The following is a 19,203-nucleotide window of genomic DNA, read 5'->3' on the forward strand; positions in this document are numbered from 1 at the left end:
AAGCCTTTGTTCGGTCAATAGCTGCTGATACGACCGTGCGGTCACTCAGAGGTTGCGTCGGATTTGCCGTTTTCCTGGATTGGCAGACAAACGCGAAACAGGGCGCCTTCGTTGATTTCACTCTCGACGACGATGGAACCGCCATGGGCGGCGACGATCTGCTCGGAAATGAACAGACCCAGCCCGAGGCCGGCCACTACCGTCTTGGCGGAGACCCGTTCGAACTGTTGGAAAATACGTTTCTGATTCTCGGCACTGATGCCGATGCCGCGGTCCTGAACCTCGACCCGCGCCTCATCGCCTTCACGGTAAACGCGCACCTGGATCGGGCTTCGGCCGCCGTAACGCAGGGCATTGGTCAGCAGGTTGGACACCACCTGCTCGATACGGAACTCGTCCCAGTGACCTTCCACCGGCGCCGGCGCGGTGAAAATCACTTCGGTTTCCGCCGCCTCCATTTGTTGGGCAAAGTTCTGCAGCAGGTTGGCCACCAACTGCGACAGATCGAAACGGTTCGGCCGGATCGACAGTTTGCCGGTACGGATGCGCGAGACATCGAGCATGTCTTCGATCAGGCGAATCAGGCTTTTGATCTGGCGCTCGTCGCGGTCGACCATTGCGTGCATCTTGTCGAGGGTGAACGCGGCGGCGTTGTCCCGCGCCAGGTGCATCTTGCGCAACTGGGTTTCCAGGATCAGGCCGTTGAGTGGCGTGCGTACTTCGTGGGCGACGATGGACATGAAGTCGTCGCGCATGCGCACCGCCTGCTCCAGTTCCAGCTGAGTGCTCTGCAGTTGTTGCAGCAGCGCTTCCTGCTCACGGCGCGCCTGCTCCAAGGCTTCGACCTGTTGCTTCATGGCCTTGCTCTGGCGGTAGAGGTCGACGAAGACGTTGACCTTGCTCTTTACCGCGTGGATATCCAGCGGTTTGTGCAAGAAGTCCACCGCCCCGCTCTCGTAGCCCTTGAACGCGTAGTTCAGTTCACGGCCGGCAGCGCTGACGAAGATGATCGGAATGTTTTTGGTTTTCTCGGTGCCGCGCATCAACTCGGCGAGTTCAAAGCCGTTCATGCCCGGCATTTGCACGTCGAGGATGGCCATGGCGAATTCGTGCTGCAACAACAGCGACAATGCCTCGTCCGCTGACAGCGCCTTGTACACGCTGCGGTCTTCGCGCTTGATCAGCGCTTCGAGCGCCAGAAGGTTTTCCGGCAGATCGTCGACGATCAGCAGTTTGGCTTGGATATTACTCAGCATGCGATTCGTTCCAGCTCGACAAGCAGACGGCCGATGCCGTGAATGGGTAGGACATGGTCCGGCTGCTGCAGTTTCAGCGCAGCCCGGGGCATGGTGGCGACTTGCGCCTCTTCGGGATCCTGGACAATGGTCAGACCGCCACGGTGTTTGACTTGCGCCAGGCCGCGCGCGCCATCGTGATTGGCGCCGGTCAGAAGAACAGCGGCCAGCGCGGGACCGTAGACGTCGGCGGCCGATTCGAACAGGTAGTCAATCGACGGCCGCGAATGATGCACGCGATCTTCAAGGCTCAACGACAGGCTGCGATCTTTCTCCACGGACAGGTGATAGCCCGGCGTCGCGAAATAAACGGTGCCGGCGGCAATGTCCTGTTTGTCGACGGCCTCGTGCACCGGCATCTCCAACCGCCGGGAGAAAACTTCGGCCAACAGGCTGCGACGTTCTTCCGGCAAGTGCAGGACGACAATGATCGGCAGCGCGTAGCCCCGGCGCAGCGGCCCGAGCAGCGACAGCAACGCTTCGACGCCACCGGCGGAAGCCCCGACCACAATCGCCTCGACGCGAGGCAAATCCACGGTCTCGTTCATGATTTGCGGTAGATCCGTTCTTGCTTCACCAGTGGCTCGAACTGATTGGCATAGCTGGAAAAATCCAGCGTCTCTTTGCTGCCCAGCACCAGGAAACCGCGATGGCAAAGCGATTCATGGAACAGCCCGAAAGCGCGGTCCTGCAGTTTCTTGTTGAAATAGATCAGCACGTTACGGCAGGAAATCAATTGGGTTTCCGAGAACACGCTGTCGGTCGCCAGACTGTGGTCGGCAAACGTCACGTTTTCGCACAGGCTTTTGTCGAAAATCGCATAGCCATAAGCAGCCGTGTAGTAGTCGGAAAACGAGCTCTGGCCGCCGGCCTGCTGGTAGTTGGCGGTGTACGCCCGGACGTTCTCCATCGAGAAAATCCCCTGCTTGGCCTTTTCCAGCGAGCGCGGATTGATGTCGGTGGCATAAATGATCGTGCGATCGAGCAAGCCTTCCTCGCGCAGCAGGATCGCCATCGAATAGACCTCCTCGCCCGTGCTGCACCCGGCGATCCAGATCTTGATCGACGGATAGGTGCGCAGCAACGGCACCACTTCCTTGCGAATGGCGAGGAAGTGCGACGGATCGCGGAACATCTCGCTGACCGGAATCGTCAGCAACTGCAACAACTGCATGAACGCGGTCGGATCGTGCAGGACCTTTTCCTGCAGCGCCGAAATGGTTGCGCATTCGAACTGGGTCAACGCGTGTTGTACCCGGCGCTTGATCGAGGCGCCGGAGTAATCGCGAAAATCGTAGCTGTACTTGAGGTAGATAGCCTCGATCAGCAAGCGCAATTCAATTTCGCTGTTTCGTTCAACGGAGCTACTGCGTTCCACTAAATGCGTTCCATTTTCGGTAACCACACGCGAATCAGCGAGAACAGGCGATCCAGGTCGATGGGCTTGGCCAGGTAATCATTGGCGCCCGCCTGCAGGCAGCGCTCCTGATCATCCTTCATGGCCTTGGCCGTTACCGCGATGATCGGCAGTTTGCGCCAGCGCGGATCCTTGCGGATTTCCGTGGTGGCTTCAAAACCATCCATTTCCGGCATCATCACGTCCATCAGCACCAGGTCGATGTCCTCGACTTCATTGAGTTTTTCAATCGCCTCACGGCCGTTACGACCGATCACCACGACTGCGCCCTTGTGTTCCAGCGCACTGGTCAGGGCGAAAATGTTGCGCACATCGTCGTCCACCAGCAGCACTTTGCGACCTTCGAAGACCTTGTCGCGGCTGCGCGCAGTCTTGAGCATCTTCTGCCTTTCATGGGACAACTGCGATTCGACTTTGTGCAGAAAGAGTGTGACCTCATCCAGCAAACGCTCAGGCGAGCGTGCGCCCTTTATGATGATCGAGCGCGAATACTTGCGCAGATCGGCTTCTTCATCGCGCGTCAGGTTGCGCCCGGTGTAGACAATCACCGGCGGGAACGAGCAGATATCTTCGGTGGACATACGCTTGAGCAACTCGTTGCCGAGCATATCCGGCAACTTCAGGTCGATGACCATGCAGTCGTAGATCGTTGTGCGCAACAGCTCGAGAGCGTCCTGGGCCAGGCCCACGGCAGTGATTTCGATGTCTTCATCGCCGATCAGGCGCGCAATGCTTTCGCGCTGCAGGTCGTCATCCTCGACCAGCAGCACGCGCTTGACCTTCTGCGTCAGCTTGGCTTCGAGACGGGCAAACACGTCCTTGAGTTCTTCGCGAGTGGTCGGTTTGACCGCATAACCGATGGCGCCCATGTGCATCGCCGCTTCGACGCGGTCCTCGACCGAGATCACGTGCACCGGAATGTGCCGGGTGCCGGGATGCTCTTTCAGGCGCTGCAACACGGTCAGGCCGGAATGGTCCGGCAGACGCATGTCGAGCAGGATTGCATCCGGGACGAACTCGCTCGCCAGGTTATAACCCTCGTCCGCACCGTGGGCGACCAGGCACTGATAACCCAGTTCATGCGCCAGGTCGTAGAGGATATGGGCGAAATTCGGCTCGTCCTCCACCACCAGAATGCAGCGGGTGGTGAACGGCGCCTTGTCGCGATCATCGGCAAACCGTGGAATGTGCACCGGAGCCATCGGCGATGCCGCAGGTACGACCGGCGCGCTGACCACCGGGGTCGGCAACGGCGGCGGTGTATAGGCCATCGGTGTGCTCGGGATTCTGGCTGACTCGCTGTACTGCTGCGGCAGCACCAGGGTGAACACACTGCCCTGCCCCGGGGCACTGCTGACACTGATCGAGCCGCCCAGCAGCGTGGCCAGATCCCGCGAGATCGACAGCCCCAGGCCAGTGCCGCCGTATTTGCGGTTGGTCGTGCCATCGGCCTGCCGGAACGCTTCGAAAATGCTTTCCTGCTGATCGGCGGCAATGCCGATACCCGAATCGCGCACGATGAATGCGACACGATTATCGGGCTGGCCAGTGATGGTCAGGCTGACCGCGCCCGCTTCGGTGAACTTCACGGCGTTGGACAGCAGATTCTTGATCACTTGCTCCAGACGCTGGCGATCAGTGAACAGGGTCACCGGCGCGTCCGGTTGCAAGTCAACGCTGAAGGTCAGGCGCTTGTCCCCCGCCAGCGGTTCGAACACGTTGCGCAGGCTGTCTGCCAGACGCGCGACACTGGTGTTCTCCGGAATCACTTCCAGTTTCCCCGCCTCGACCTTGGAAATGTCGAGAATGTCGTTGATCAGGTTCAGCAGATCGTTACCGGCCGAGTAAATCGATTCGGCAAATTTCACCTGCTCGGCAGTGAGGTTGTCCTGCGGGTTTTCCGCCAGCAGCTTGGCCAGAATCAGCGAACTGTTCAGCGGTGTGCGCAGTTCGTGGGACATGTTGGCGAGGAACTCGGACTTGTACTTGCTCGAGCGCTGCAGTTCTTCGGCGCGCTCTTCGAGCTGCACCTGGGCCTGATTGAGTTCGGTGTTCTTCAGATCCATCGCGTCGCGCTGTTCGGCCAGGGTTTGCGCCTGCTCGGCCAGCTGTTCGTTGGTCTGCTCCAGCTCGATCTGCTGGGTTTCCAGATGCGCCTGGGATTCCTTGAGAATCCGCGACTGTTCTTCCAGCTCTTCGTTGGCGGTTTTCAGTTCTTCCTGCTGCACCTGCAACTCTTCGTTGAGCTGCTGGGTTTCGGCGAGGACTTCCTGCAAGCGCTGGCGATAGCGTGCCGCTTCGATGGACGTGCCAATGTTGCCGGCGATCAGTTCCAGCAGTTCGATATCGCGATCGTTCAGCGGGCGCAGGAAGCCCAGTTCGATCACGCCGTTGACCCGGTCATCATCGCTGGTCGGCACGACCAGTACGCTGTGCGGCAGGCCTTCACCCAGACCGGAGCTGACCTTGAAGTAATCGGACGGCACCGAATCAAGGCGAATCAACCGCGCATGGCGGGCCACCTGACCAACGATGCCTTCGTCATTGTTGATCGACTGGTCCTTCTCCTCTTGCTCGCGGGAGAAACCGTAAGTCGCCACGCGCTTGAGGCCGCCGTGTTCTTCACGCACATACAGCGCGGCCACGGCCGTACCGAGGTATTGCGCGCAGAATTGCAGAATATTGCGACCCAACAGATTGAGCGTGAGTTGGCCCAGCACTTGCTCGGCGAGTTCAGTCTGACCGTTACGCAGCCAGGCCTGTTGCTCCAAACGTGCGGCACTGGCTTGCTGGGCGGCCAGGTTGGCGCTGTAGTTGGTCGACAGATTGACCAGATCGCGGCGGCCGATGTAGGCCAGCAAGCCACTGATACCGGCGATAAACAACAGGTACAGGCTGATGCTCCAGATCGTGGTCCGGCGCACGTCCTCATTGCGCGTGGTGCGCAGCATCTGCTCGGTGTCAATCACGTCTTCGAATTGCTTGCGAATCTCGTCCGTCAGCCGTTTGCCCCGCCCCGCCTTGACCGCGCCGCGGTAATCGCCGCTGGAACGCTGCAGATCGATCATCGTTTGCGCGTAGTTGGCCCACTCGACCTGCAACGCCTGCAGACGGCGCAGACGATCGGTTTGCACCGGATTATCGGCGGTCAGCTCAAGCAAGGTGTTGAGCGCCACATTGATTCGTGGCTTGGCGGTCTCGTACGGGTCGAGGAAATGCTCGTCGCCGCTGAGCAGGAATCCGCGCATGCCGGTTTCCAGATCCACGGTGAGTTTCACCGCTTCGTTGGCGTTATTGATCACCCGATCGGTGTGCTCGACCCACTGGATGACCGACAGCAGATAAGTGATCAGCGAGACGAAGAACACGGCACTGACCAGGCCGACGCCCAAGGGCAGGCTGATGTTGCGACTCAGGAGTTTACGAAACCGTTGTTCATCAACCGAAGACGGAGAGGACATGGGGCAGCCTTGTCGAACTGTTGAAAACCAGAGAGTTTGCCCCAAAACGGCACAGTGGTTCCATTTTTCTCACCGTTTTAGCAGTGATTTCCCGCTTTTGCCCGCGCTGACCCGGCGGTCAACGGTTATCCTTGCCGTCAGGTGTCTCGCGATTCTTTTTTGTATCCGTGCGGGAACTTGTGGCCATGCGCCACTTACTCATGCAAGAGCCCGGCACTTTTGATCGACCGGCGCCCCTGAATTTTACCTTTGAGAGCCCTGATTATGTCCGACACCCCGCCCATCATCCTTGTTGTAGAAGATGACAACATCGTGCGCATGTTGATCGTTGATGTGCTGGAGGAGCTGGGATTCAAAGTACTTGAGGCCGATGGCAGCGAGCAGGCCCTCGAGACGCTCAAGGATCCGGCCCTGCGCATTGATCTGATGATGACGGATGTCGGCCTGCCGGTGATGGATGGCCGCGAACTGGCGACTCACGCCCGTCTCCTGCGCCCTGACCTGCCTATTCTGTTTGCCAGCGGCTACGCCGAAAGCATCGACGTGCCCGCCGACATGCACGTGATTGGCAAGCCCTTTTCGATTGACCAGTTGCGGGACAAGGTCACCAGCATTCTGGAAAACTGAAACCCCGCCGGCCATTGCAGTCATGCACAGCGCCCCGGAATAACCAGAGGGAACCCGCCCTCCGGTTAATCCAGCCTTTATTGATTCGCTCGATCGCGCTTCGCTTTTTGCCGCTCTCTGAACGCAGTGATGTCATCGCTGGTGACCTTGCCTGCTTCAGGTCGAGCTGGTGTGGTATCAGGCTGCACCGCCGGCACAATGGCCTCCTCGGCACTGACCGCTTCGTTGCCAAAGTCGAGATCGGAGAACAGGTCATCTGCCCCCAGCGGCTGGCGGAGCTTGTTACCGACCTCGCGCCCGCCCCCCTTCAACGGATTGATGTCACTTGCCGCGATGGCACGATTGATCGCTTTCGGGTTGGGTATGAACCTTCCGCGTGAGTCGTAGGCTCCCAGAATCAAGGCGGGAGGCAGATCGACGCCATAATTGATCTCCAGCGGTGGCAGGGTCTTCAAGCCGGAATCGGGACGAAAGGCCAATTCGGTATTGGCATACAGATGAAAACCTTCCAGCTGCCGTGCATCAATGAAATAGGTATGGCCGCCCTTTTGCCCGCCATAAACGAAGGCGCCAGCCCCATCCTTCTTATAAAAGGCGGAGGTGGAGATACCTGCGCCATCGGGACTGAGCGCGTCATGTGCACCACCGTAACCGCCCTTTAAACCGTTGATTTCATCGAGGTGCCTGATCGGCGCGCGCTGAGTGAAACCCTTCTCGAAAATAATCGCCGGGTCGCGCATGTCTCCCCGGAACACGAAGCCCTGATAGACATAGCCTTTTTCCGGGCCGGAAAGACGCACAAGTTGGGTATTCGTCGCTAGTGTCTGTGCCACGTTCGGCCCGCCGGCCAGCTCCTGCAAATACCCGGCAACCAGCAAACCTTTGCCTGCCTCGGGTATTTGCTTGCCGGTGGTGCTCGCCAGTTGCTGGCGAAGCCGGGTTGCCGATCGGCGCAACACTGAAGGTCGATTACTGTTCTTGAGCGCCTGAAGCACCCGCCGGCTGATGTCTTTTTTGGCCAGGGCTGACAGGGCTTTGCCGAGTATTTTCTCAGCGATGGGGCCGGCCAGTTCAGCCAGCACGCCGATGGCTGCGTTGATTCTCAACCGCTCGGCCTCGGACGGGTCATCCGATATCCCGGCACGCACCAGATCCGTTGCAGAGGCCCCAAGCCCCAACAGAAAGGGAATCAGCATACGAATCGGCGCGGAAGCCAGCGCGCCTGTTCCGCCGTACGGCAAAGAGGCCGCAAACGCGATGCACTGCAGAAGATACCCTGCGGCTTCCAGGGCGATATCGGTGAGACGCTCAGCCTGAGTTGAAACCAGCGTGTCGATGTCTGCCAGCGCCCTGTCGACCTGACGATCGAACAACGCCTGGCCGATATCCGGGCGGGATTGAAAGACCAGTTCCCGATAATTGGGTCGGGTGACAAAAACAGGAAACTCCAGGCCTCGATATTTGAAATCACGTACATGGGGCTTTTGCTGATCGCGCAAGGGAATCCGTTTCAACAGGTGTTTCTGAAAGTCGCTGTTGTTTTCTACAAACGCTCCGCGGGCGTCGTGGCCGGCGGGAAATTCGTAGGCAGCACTGTCTTCGCCCAGGAAGAACACCACACCGCGCCCAAGATTGCTGTGGCCAATAAATACGGCATTGTCGACCTTCAGATCAGGATCGCTGTGCAGATTGATGACGCGTGGCGCAATCAAGCCTTTGAGGTAATGGAAAGCAATAAGTTGATCGTCAGCAGAGCGCTTGTCGCTTTTGATGAACTCCACGACCAACTTGTTCAACTCGGCTTTTTTCAGCAGGCGAGCGAAGGCCGCCACTGCAGGGTTACTCAGGTTATCGCTGACGTAGTGTTTGAAGTCAGTCTGGTAGTCCGCGTCACTGAAACTGTCAACCAGCGCTTGCGGATACTCGGCGGGCCATTGAACCTCGACCCCGTAAAAGGGTTTCAACTGACGCAAGTGATAGTCCGTGCAGATTTCTGCCAGGGTAAACGTCTTCTCTTTCCAGACAATCGGTTTTTTCTCCCCTTTGAGCGAATCACTGCGTTGGGGCGAGTCAAGATCGTAATATTTAACCGCTAACTCGGAGTCAAACTGAATTGTTTCGCGCAGCTTCTCGTCTTGCACAATCTTCAGCACTGTTTCATCAATGCAATCCCGAATAAAGCTGGCCGGATCAAAACCCACGGGATCCGTGATGATCGCGCAGCCTTTCCAGACACTTTCCGCCAATTCCCTGGTATTTACACCGTCAAAAACATCATCTTGAGGCGCCGTCAGGCGGGCTGTTCGGGGATTCAGGGATAGTGCAACTTCTTCCAGTTCCGCCAATGGGTCCAGCAGCCACGACAACGAATCTTCGAAATCCTCATGAATTCCTGGCAAATACTTACTCATCATTAATCTCATGCGCACAGTATTAAAATGCAGGATGCATTTTTTTCACTACTGTCGGTAAACGCAAAACTAACAACCCTTCTTCGCTTTCATAAAGACAATAGTTATTAGCATTCTTTGCTTCAGCCACAACCCATCAACTATGGACTTTTATTAATCCGCGTGGCGAATCGCTGCATCCAGCCTTCGCGCCTGTGGTTTAATTGCGCCCATTTATATGCCCCCTACTGCTGCGAAGGAACATGTTTCATGACTCACCCCACTGCCACCAAAGTCCTGGTCATCGGTTACGTCTGGCCGGAACCGCGCTCTTCGGCGGCCAGCGGGCACGTCATGCAGATCCTAGAAACGTTCTTGCAACAAGGCTGGGAAGTCACCTTCAGCAGTCCGGCAAGCCCCGGCGAGCACATGGCGGATCTGGCAGCGCTGGGCATTCGCGAAGTGCCGATCGAGCTCAACAACAGCAGCTTCGATACCTTCATCAGCGAACTGGCGCCGGATATCGTGTTGTTCGACCAGTTCATGATGGAGGAACAGTTCGGCTGGCGTGTTGAACAACATTGCCCGAACGCCCTGCGCGTGCTGGAGACGTCCGATCTGCAAAGCCTGCGTCATGCTCGCCATCAGCGTCTCAAGGATCGTCTGAAAAACAACAGTGATCAGGATGACTTCAGCGACCTGTTTGCACCGGCACTGCACGAAGAGTTCCTGTCCATGGCCGACAGCGATCTGGCCAAACGCGAAATCGCCGCGCTGTACCGCTGCGACCTGAACCTGATGATCTCCGCCGTGGAAATCGCCTTGCTGGTCGAGCAATTCGGCTTGCCACGGCATTTGCTGCATGAGTGCCCGCTGATGGTTGATTCGCCGAGCGCCCCGCCGCGGGCATTTGCCGATCGCGCGCACTTTCTGAGCATTGGCAACTTCCGGCACGCACCCAACTGGGACGCGGTGCTCTGGATGAAATCCACAGTCTGGCCGCTGATTCGTCAGCAATTGCCGGATGCGCAGTTACACATTTACGGTGCTTACACGCCGCCCAAAGCCACAGCCCTGCATAACGCCGCGCAGGGTTTTCATGTGCTGAACCGGGCCGAAGATGCGTTGCAGGTGATGGCCGCGGCGCGGGTGTGCCTGGCTCCTCTGCGTTTTGGCGCGGGTATCAAAGGCAAATTGCTCGACGCCATGATGTGCGGTACGCCCAGCGTGACCACGCCGATTGGCGCTGAAGGCATGCACGGCGATGCGCCCTGGCCCGGTGCGATCACACACAGTGCCCGCGAGTTCGCCACCCGGGCTGTTGCGCTGTATGCCGACGAGGCGCTTTGGCAGGCAGCCCAACAGACAGGCAACACCTTGCTCGGTGAGCGCTACCAACGCGCCATCCATGGTCCGGCGCTGATTGAAAAACTGCGTTATTGCCAACAGAACCTGCAAACTCTGCGAGCACAGAACTTCATCGGCAGTATGCTGCGGCATCACTCGCACAAAAGCACACAATATATGTCGCAATGGATTGAAGCGAAGAACAAAAATAAATAAAGCGCAAAAAACATACTTGGCATCAAACACAATATAGCCAAGCTGCAAACTTTACTTTAGAACTTCCTGCCTGCGCCATGCACAACTTCAGCATTGGCGCAAAATCACTAAAACATGCAGGAAGCAAACAATTGAACAATCAAGTATTCAACTTTTCGCCGAATAACTGGATGGCGGCGACACCGCAGATCGACTCTTTATCGCTGCTGGAACTAACACTCCCCGGCACTCACAATGCCGGGAGTGACTGGCAGGCCTCGTACCCTTTTTTCGGACCACCCCGCCACTGGCTGGCGTGTCAGCACGATTCTTTTTATGCCCAGTTGCATAACGGTGCGCGTGCGCTTGATATCCGCTTGAGTTGGGATCCCAAGGGTGTGGGGCTTGGGAAGTTCCGAGCCCAACACAACGGTTTTCTCAATTCAAGAACATTGGGCGACCTGCTGACCGACACCAGAAATTTCCTCGATCGCAACCCGGACGAGTTCATTCTCATCGACTTTCACCAACTGGAAGGCGAAGGGTTCAACTTAGTCTACTTTCACGACATGGTCATTCACCTGCTGGGCGATCGCATTATTCCTGCGCATAACCAACACCTCAGTCTGGGGCAACTGAAACGCATCAGTACGCAGCAACGGGTACTGGTCGCAGCGCCGTTGCCCAGAGAAGTGAATCGAAGCGTGTTTCTCGAACAGGTCATGCACAAGTGGAGCGGCAATGGCATCACCCATAGCGATGAGCTGCAGCACTACATCAGCGAAGTGATGAAAAGCCCGCCCGGGACCTGGAGACCGTGGTCGCTGTCCGCCACCAGTTACAGTGCTCTGGGTGGGCCGGTGGACATTCACCGTGAACTCGACCGCTGGTTTGATCCGCAAACCAGCGATTGGGCCATTAATTGCAACATCATCAATGTCGACTTCATCGAGGAAAGCCGGATTGTCGCGTACTGCCGGGCAGTGAACCTGAAAAAGGCCTTGGGCAGGCCCGCGTCCTATATGAGTCTGATGGCGGGGTAAGGCAACCGGACCAGCGCGTCTCAACGCTGGCAACCCACACGCCAAACGAGGCATGATCAAGGGGCGATAACAAAAAAAGTGCCTTGTCATGACCCGAACCGCCCGCGTGACCGACCCCTCCTACGAGTTGATGGATGACCACAACGGGTTGTCCATCATCTACCGTCAGCATGGTTTTCCTTGCCCGTTAGTGCGCTGGCACTTTCACAAGGAGTACGAACTTCACTTGATCGTCGCCAGTTCCGGCAAGGTGTTCATCGGCGACTACATCGGCAACTTTTTTCCTGAAACGCTGTTTCTCACCGGCCCCAACCTGCCGCACAACTGGATCAGCCAGGTGGAGGAAGGCGAAGTGGTCGAGAAACGCGACATGCTGGTCAACTTCACCGATGAGCTGTTCGACAGCGGACACCACGTGTTCGCCGAGCTCAAGACACTGGCTCCGCTACTGGAGCGCGCGCAGTACGGCATCGAATTTCGCAACAAACGCACAATTCGCCAGGCCATGACGTTGATGCAACGGATCGCCGACTCAGGAGGCATCACCCGTCTTGGGCACTTCTTCATCCTGATGGAATTGCTGGCGGCCAGTGACGACTATCAACTGCTGTCCGGCGCCACCACTCCGCAACTGGCCGACGAACACAATATCGACCGCACCAACCGCGCGGTGGATTACATCTTCGCCCACTACGCCCGGGAACTGCCGCTGGAAGAAGTGGCCGAGCACCTGGGCATGAAACCCACCTACTTCAGCCGCGTGTTCAAACAAGCCACCGGCCGCAACTTCATCGAGTTCGTCAATCGCCTGCGCATCAGCAAGTCCTGCGAATTACTGGCCGACGGCGACAAACCGGTGACCGAAGTGTGTTTCGAGTCGGGGTTCAACAACATCTCCAACTTCAACCGGCGTTTTCAGCAGCTCAAGGGCATGACGCCCTCGCATTATCGGCGCCTCGCGGTGCAGCGTCTGACTGAACAAAACCACGGCTGACAACACAATTCTCCCGCAGGTCTTGAACTATTCAGAGTCGAAGACCTGTACTGACTGGATAACCCCTCCCTGGGTTCTCGCCCGCAATCGCGAGTGCAAAAAAGTATCGGTTCAAGTGCTACGGATGATTTGTCAGCCCGACGAATGAACGCTGTAATCAGTGCACATTCTTCCTGCATTCGGAAGACACAAAAACAATAACTGTCCTTCTGCCGTCTCCGGGCGCAGAAAAGGAGTGCACGATGCAACCCACTGCAAAAGCTCTGCTTGCCCTCACCTGCATGACCCTAAGCAGCGTCAGCCTTGGCGCCCAGACCCTGACCATCGCCACCGTCAACAACAGCGACATGATTCGCATGCAGAAGCTCTCGAAAAACTTCGAGACCGAGCATCCGGACATCAAGCTCAATTGGGTGGTGCTGGAAGAAAACGTCCTGCGCCAACGCCTGACCACCGACATCGCTACCCAAGGCGGACAGTTCGATGTATTGACCATCGGCATGTACGAAGCTGCACTGTGGGGCGCCAAAGGCTGGCTGGAACCGATGAAAGATCTGCCGGCCAGTTATGCCCTCGACGATGTGTTCCCGTCGGTGCGCGAAGGCCTCTCGGTCAAAGGCTCGCTGTACGCCCTGCCGTTCTACGCCGAAAGCTCGATCACCTATTACCGTACCGACCTGTTCAAGGAGGCCGGCCTGACCATGCCCGAGCGTCCGACCTGGGAACAGATCGCCGGCTTCGCCGAAAAACTCACCCACAAAGATAAAGAGCAGTACGGCATCTGCCTGCGCGGCAAGGCCGGCTGGGGCGAGAACATGGCGTTGATCACCACGGTGGCCAACGCCTATGGCGCGCGCTGGTTCGATGAGAAATGGCAACCCGAATTCAACGGTCCGGAATGGAAAAACGCGCTGAATTTCTACGTCGACACCATGAAGACATCCGGCCCGCCGGGCGCTTCGAGCAACGGTTTCAACGAAAACCTGGCGCTGTTCAACAGCGGTAAATGCGCGATCTGGGTCGACGCCAGCGTCGCCGGCTCGTTCGTCACCGACAAGACCCAGAGCAAGGTCGCCGACCACGTCGGCTTCACCTTCGCGCCCCATCAAGTCACCGACAAAGGTTCGGCGTGGCTGTACTCGTGGGCGCTGGCGATTCCGACCAGCTCCAAGGCCAAGGACGCCGCGAAAGCGTTCAGCGCCTGGGCCACATCCAAAGAGTACGGTGAACTGGTGGCCAAGACCGACGGCATCGCCAACGTACCGCCGGGCACCCGGGCCTCGACGTACAGCGACGCCTACATGAGCGCGGCGCCGTTCGCCAAGGTCACGCTGGAATCGCTGAAAGCGGCGGATCCGAGCAAACCGACGCTGAAACCGGTGCCTTACATCGGCATTCAACTGGTGACCATTCCTGAATTCCAGGGCGTGGGCACTCAAGTCGGCAAGCTGTTCTCGGCGGCGCTGATCGGCCAGACCACGGTGGACCAGGCCCTGGCCGCCGCACAGCAAACCACCGAACGCGAGATGAAGCGCGCCGGTTATCCCAAGTAACCGTCACTTAACCTGTGGGAGCTGGCTTGCCAGCGATGGGGCCGGCACCTTCAACATTGATGTCGACTGCTCAATCGCCATCGTGGGCAAGCCCGCTCCCACAGGGTTCGCGTCGATGTCAGGAAGGTTGTCTTTCCTGAACATGTATCTGCACCCAAACGGTTGTGATCACCATGAATACTTCAACTGCCAAAGCCCACCTCGATCTGTCGCAACCCCAGCGTAAAAACCGTGTGGCCAATCCCGGCTGGTTTCTGGTCAGCCCGTCGGTGGCCCTATTGCTGCTGTGGATGATCGTGCCGCTGGGCATGACCCTTTACTTCTCGGTGATTCGCTACAACCTGCTCGATCCGGGGGTGAACGAATTCATCGGGCTGGAAAACTTCAGCTACTTCCTCACCGACTCGGGCTTCCTGCCCGGCGCCACCAACACCCTGTTGCTGGTCGGCAGCGTGCTGCTGATCAGCGTGGTGTTCGGTGTATTGATCAGTGCCCTGCTGGAGGCCAGCGAATTTCTCGGCCGCGGCATCGTGCGGGTCATGCTGATTTCGCCGTTCTTCATCATGCCCACCGTAGGCGCGCTGATCTGGAAGAACCTGATTTTCCATCCGGTCTCGGGAATCCTCGCGTACGTCTGGCGGCTGTTCGGCGCCGAGCCGGTGGACTGGCTGGCGCACTATCCGCTGCTGTCGATCATCATCATTGTCTCGTGGCAATGGCTGCCCTTCGCGATCCTGATCCTGATGACCGCCATGCAGTCCCTCGACCAGGAACAGAAGGAAGCCGCACGCCTCGACGGCGCCGGACCTGTCGCGATCTTCTGGCACCTGACTCTGCCGCACCTGGCGCGGCCGATTGCCGTGGTGGTGATGATCGAAACGATCTTCCTGCTGTCGGTGTTCGCCGAGATTTTCACCACCACCAACGGCGGCCCCGGCTACGCCTCGACCAACCTCGCCTACCTGATCTACAACCAGGCGCTGGTGCAGTTCGACGTCGGCATGGCGTCGGCGGGCGGTTTGATTGCCGTGGTCATCGCCAACATCGCCGCGATCATTCTGGTGCGGATGATCGGCAAAAACCTGACTGACAAAGCCTGAGGCCCGCCATGACTCTTCAACAATCCCGCCGGCTGCAAAGCCTGCTGCTCGGCACCCTGGCCTGGGCCATCGCGATCGTGATCTTCTTCCCGATCTTCTGGATGGTGATGACCAGTTTCAAGACCGAAATCGACGCGTTCGCCACGCCGCCGCAGTTCATCTTCACGCCGACGCTGGAAAATTACCTGCACATCAATGAGCGCAGCGATTACTTCAGTTTCGCCTGGAACTCGGTGGTGATCTCCTTCAGCGCCACGGCCCTGTGCCTGCTGATCGCGGTGCCGGCGGCGTACTCGATGGCGTTCTACGAAACCCAGCGCACCAAAGGCACGCTGCTGTGGATGCTCTCAACGAAAATGCTGCCGCCGGTGGGCGTGCTGATGCCGATCTATCTGCTGGCCAAGAGTTTCGGCCTGCTCGACACGCGCATCGCGCTGATCGTGATCTACACCCTGATCAACCTGCCGATCGTGGTCTGGATGGTTTACACCTACTTCAAAGACATCCCCAAGGACATCCTCGAAGCCGCGCGCCTTGACGGCGCCACGCTGTGGCAGGAGATGGTCCGCGTGCTGCTGCCGATCGCCAAGGGCGGCCTCGCCTCGACCGTGCTGCTGTCACTGATCCTGTGCTGGAACGAGGCCTTCTGGTCGCTGAACCTGACCTCGTCGAAAGCCGCGCCACTGACCGCGCTGATCGCCTCGTACTCAAGTCCTGAAGGCTTGTTCTGGGCCAAGTTGTCGGCGGTGTCGACTCTGGCGTGTGCGCCGATCCTGATCTTCGGCTGGATCAGCCAGAAACAACTGGTGCGCGGCCTGTCGTTCGGCGCCGTGAAATGAATCTCACCAACTCAACACAATCCCCTGTAGGCCTTCGCCAGCTCGCGATAGCGAAGTGTCATTCAGCGGCGCTGTCGGCTGACACGGTCCCATCGCGAGCAGGCGAAGGCCTACAGAAAAGCCTGCAAGGCTCATACGAATAACAACATTGCGGAGGCCCACCATCATGGCCAACCTGAAAATCAAGAATCTGCAAAAAGGCTTCGAAGGTTTCTCCATCATCAAGGGCATCGACCTGGAAGTGAACGACAAGGAATTCGTGGTCTTCGTCGGCCCGTCCGGTTGCGGTAAATCCACCTTGCTGCGGCTGGTCGCCGGCCTTGAAGAGGTCAGCGGCGGCACCATCGAACTCGATGGCCGCGACATCACCGAAGTCAGCCCGGCCAAGCGCGACCTGGCGATGGTGTTCCAGACCTACGCGCTCTACCCGCACATGACCGTGAAGAAAAACATGTCGTTCGCCCTCGATCTGGCCGGTGTGCCGAAGGCCGAAGTCGAGAAGAAAGTCGGCGAGGCAGCGCGGATTCTCGAACTCGGGCCGATGCTGGAACGCAAGCCTAAACAGCTCTCGGGCGGCCAGCGGCAACGTGTCGCGATTGGCCGCGCCATCGTGCGCAATCCGAAAATCTTCCTGTTCGACGAACCGCTGTCCAACCTCGACGCCGCCCTGCGGGTGCAGATGCGTCTGGAGCTGCTGCGCCTGCACAAGGACCTGCAGGCGACCATGATCTACGTGACCCACGACCAGGTCGAAGCGATGACCATGGCCGACAAAGTCGTGGTGCTCAATGGCGGCAGGATCGAACAGGTCGGCTCGCCGCTGGATCTTTATCACAACCCGGCCAACCTGTTCGTCGCCGGTTTTCTCGGCACGCCGAAAATGGGCTTCCTCAAGGGCAAGATCGCCCGCGTCGACAGCCAGACCTGCGAGGTCTCGCTGGATGCCGGTACGCGCATCACCTTGCCATTCAACGCCGCCAGCCTGAGCGTCGGCAGCGCGGTGACCCTGGGCATTCGCCCGGAACATCTGGAGCCCGCACAACCGGGCGACTGCACCTTGCAAGTCACCGCCGACGTCAGCGAACGCCTGGGCAGCGACACCTTCTGCCACGTCACCACACAGGCCGGCGAAGCGCTGACAATGCGGGTACGCGGGGATCTGGCCAGCCGCTACGGCGAACAACTGAGCCTGCACCTGGACCCGGCCCACTGCCATTTATTCGATGCCGAAGGCGTGGCGTTGACCCGTCCGCTGCGCGCTGCAGCCTGATTTCGAGACTTGCCCGATGAAACTGAATAAACACAACCTGCACCGCCTCGCGGCCGAAGTGAAGCTGCCCGCCTACCGCCTCAGCGACACTCGCCAGGGCATCGCGCACATTGGCGTCGGCGGCTTCCACCGCGCGCATCAGGCGTATTACACCGATGCACTGATGAACACTGGCGAAGCGCTGGATTGGGCCATTTGCGGAGTCGGCCTGCGCGCCGACGACCGCCGCGCCCGCGACGATCTCAAGGAGCAGGACTACCTGTTCACCCTGTTCGAACTCGGCGACAGCGACGATACCGAAGTGCGAGTGATCGGCGCGATCCGCGACATGCTGCTGGCCGAAGACGGAGCCCAGGCGCTGATCGACAAACTCGCCGACCCGCAGATTCGCATCGTCTCGCTGACCATCACCGAGGGCGGTTATTGCATCGACGACAGCAACGGCGAATTCATGGCGCACCTGCCGCAGATTCAGCACGATCTGGCGCACCCGAGCGCACCGACCACGGTGTTCGGCTTCCTCTGCGCAGCGCTGGAAAAACGCCGTGGCGCAGGCACGCCGGCGTTCACGATCATGTCCTGCGATAACCTGCCGCACAACGGCGCGGTGACCCGTAAGGCGCTACTGGCTTTCGCCACCCTGCGTGACACAGGGCTGCGCGACTGGATCGAACAAAACGTCAGTTTCCCCAACGCCATGGTCGACCGCATCACGCCGATGACCAGCACCGCGCACCGCCTGCAACTGGCCGACAGACACGGGGTGGATGATGCCTGGCCGGTGGTCTGCGAGCCGTTTGTGCAGTGGGTGCTGGAGGATAAATTCGTCAACGGTCGCCCGGCGTGGGAAAAGGTCGGCGTGCAGTTCACCGACGATGTTTCGCCTTACGAAGAGATGAAAATCAAGTTGCTCAACGGCAGCCACTTGGCGCTGACGTATCTGGGTTTTTTGAAGGGTTATCGGTTTGTGCACGAAACCATGAACGACCCGCTGTTCGTACGTTACATGCGCGCCTATATGGACCTCGACGTCACCCCGCAACTGGCGCCGGTGCCGGGGATCGATTTGAGCGAGTACAAGGACACGCTGGTGGCGCGGTTCTCCAATCAGGCGATTGCCGATCAGTTGGAGCGAGTGTGTTCGGACGGTTCGTCGAAGTTTCCCAAGTTCACCATTCCGACCATCAACCGGTTGATTGCCGATGGGCAGGAGACTAAGCGTGCGGCGTTGGTGGTGGCGGCGTGGGCGTTGTATTTGAAGGGTGTGGATGAGAATGGTGATACCTATTCGATCCCGGATCCGCGCGCGGCGTTCTGTCAGGCGTTGGTGGCGGACGATGCTTTAATGACTCAGCGGTTGTTGGCGGTTGAGGAAATTTTCGGCACGGCGATACCGCGTTCGGCGGAGTTTGTCGCGGCGTTTGAGTGGTGCTGCAACAGTTTGCGCGAGGACGGTGTGACGCGGACGCTGGAACGGATACTCGCCTGAAAAGCCCCTCACCCTAGCCCTCTCCCGGAGGGAGAGGGAACTGACCGAGTGGTTTGTGCAAGTTACATCGACCTGAACGTCCGGAGTCGAACTCAGGTTCTGAGCAGCACCTGATTGAGAGGTCGGCAGTCGAACTCAGGTTTTGAGCAGCCACTGATTGACAGAACCGGAGTCGAACTCAGG

General features: G+C 58.6%; 14 protein-coding genes. 9 read left to right on the plus strand and 5 right to left on the minus strand.

Annotated elements, in window-relative coordinates; genetic code table 11:
• Positions 1-41: 41 nt before the first annotated feature.
• From PseuLF5_RS04190 to PseuLF5_RS04205, 4 genes are read right to left on the minus strand one after another with little or no spacing between them, the layout of a single operon-like run.
• Positions 42-1,256, minus strand: a complete 1,215-nt coding sequence (locus tag PseuLF5_RS04190; RefSeq protein ID WP_123468519.1) for a hybrid sensor histidine kinase/response regulator — start codon at positions 1,254-1,256, stop codon at positions 42-44.
• Positions 1,250-1,843 (minus strand): chemotaxis protein CheB, encoded by a 594-nt coding sequence (locus tag PseuLF5_RS04195; protein ID WP_340132999.1) that lies wholly within the window; start codon positions 1,841-1,843, stop codon positions 1,250-1,252. The genes PseuLF5_RS04190 and PseuLF5_RS04195 overlap by 7 nt, the downstream gene beginning before the upstream one ends.
• Positions 1,840-2,673 carry a CheR family methyltransferase gene (locus PseuLF5_RS04200; protein WP_123468515.1) on the minus strand — a complete coding sequence of 278 codons (834 nt, stop codon included), beginning with the start codon at positions 2,671-2,673 and terminating at the stop codon, positions 1,840-1,842. Before PseuLF5_RS04200 ends, PseuLF5_RS04195 begins: the two co-directional genes overlap by 4 nt.
• Positions 2,673-6,173, minus strand: coding sequence for a response regulator (locus PseuLF5_RS04205; protein WP_340133000.1), 3,501 nt, complete (start codon positions 6,171-6,173; stop codon positions 2,673-2,675). Before PseuLF5_RS04205 ends, PseuLF5_RS04200 begins: the two co-directional genes overlap by 1 nt.
• A gap of 264 nt (positions 6,174-6,437) precedes the next feature.
• Here PseuLF5_RS04205 and PseuLF5_RS04210 point away from each other — a divergent pair, with 264 nt between their 5' ends.
• Positions 6,438-6,800 (plus strand): response regulator, encoded by a 363-nt coding sequence (locus PseuLF5_RS04210; RefSeq protein WP_123468511.1) that lies wholly within the window; start codon positions 6,438-6,440, stop codon positions 6,798-6,800.
• 77 nt (positions 6,801-6,877) lie between these two features.
• Here PseuLF5_RS04210 and PseuLF5_RS04215 read toward each other — a convergent pair whose 3' ends face one another.
• A complete protein-coding gene (locus PseuLF5_RS04215; RefSeq protein ID WP_340133001.1) occupies positions 6,878-9,211 on the minus strand; it encodes a hypothetical protein in 2,334 nt (777 codons plus the stop codon).
• Positions 9,212-9,460: 249 nt separating this feature from the next.
• Here PseuLF5_RS04215 and PseuLF5_RS04220 point away from each other — a divergent pair, with 249 nt between their 5' ends.
• The 8 genes from PseuLF5_RS04220 to PseuLF5_RS04255 all read left to right on the plus strand — a co-directional run bounded on the left by PseuLF5_RS04220 (position 9,461) and on the right by PseuLF5_RS04255 (position 19,020).
• A complete protein-coding gene (locus PseuLF5_RS04220; RefSeq protein ID WP_340133002.1) occupies positions 9,461-10,753 on the plus strand; it encodes a glycosyltransferase in 1,293 nt (430 codons plus the stop codon).
• A 170-nt stretch (positions 10,754-10,923) separates the two neighbouring features.
• Positions 10,924-11,775, plus strand: a complete 852-nt coding sequence (locus PseuLF5_RS04225; RefSeq protein WP_336346922.1) for a phospholipase — start codon at positions 10,924-10,926, stop codon at positions 11,773-11,775.
• An 88-nt stretch (positions 11,776-11,863) separates the two neighbouring features.
• Complete coding sequence (locus PseuLF5_RS04230) at positions 11,864-12,769, plus strand: AraC family transcriptional regulator (protein WP_123468503.1); 906 nt, start codon at positions 11,864-11,866, stop codon at positions 12,767-12,769.
• Between the two features lie 242 nt (positions 12,770-13,011).
• Positions 13,012-14,322: an ABC transporter substrate-binding protein gene (locus tag PseuLF5_RS04235; RefSeq protein ID WP_340133003.1), complete on the plus strand. Its 1,311-nt coding sequence runs from the start codon at positions 13,012-13,014 to the stop codon at positions 14,320-14,322.
• A 173-nt stretch (positions 14,323-14,495) separates the two neighbouring features.
• Complete coding sequence (locus PseuLF5_RS04240; protein WP_123468499.1) at positions 14,496-15,422, plus strand: carbohydrate ABC transporter permease; 927 nt, start codon at positions 14,496-14,498, stop codon at positions 15,420-15,422.
• A gap of 8 nt (positions 15,423-15,430) precedes the next feature.
• A complete protein-coding gene (locus PseuLF5_RS04245; protein ID WP_034154211.1) occupies positions 15,431-16,261 on the plus strand; it encodes a carbohydrate ABC transporter permease in 831 nt (276 codons plus the stop codon).
• Positions 16,262-16,427: 166 nt separating this feature from the next.
• Positions 16,428-17,531 carry an ABC transporter ATP-binding protein gene (locus tag PseuLF5_RS04250; RefSeq protein ID WP_340133004.1) on the plus strand — a complete coding sequence of 368 codons (1,104 nt, stop codon included), beginning with the start codon at positions 16,428-16,430 and terminating at the stop codon, positions 17,529-17,531.
• A 16-nt stretch (positions 17,532-17,547) separates the two neighbouring features.
• Positions 17,548-19,020, plus strand: a complete 1,473-nt coding sequence (locus PseuLF5_RS04255) for a mannitol dehydrogenase family protein (protein ID WP_340133005.1) — start codon at positions 17,548-17,550, stop codon at positions 19,018-19,020.
• Positions 19,021-19,203: the final 183 nt, after the last annotated feature.

Source organism: Pseudomonas sp. LF-5, from assembly GCF_037626295.1.
Taxonomy (GTDB): Bacteria; Pseudomonadota; Gammaproteobacteria; order Pseudomonadales; family Pseudomonadaceae; genus Aquipseudomonas; species Aquipseudomonas monsensis.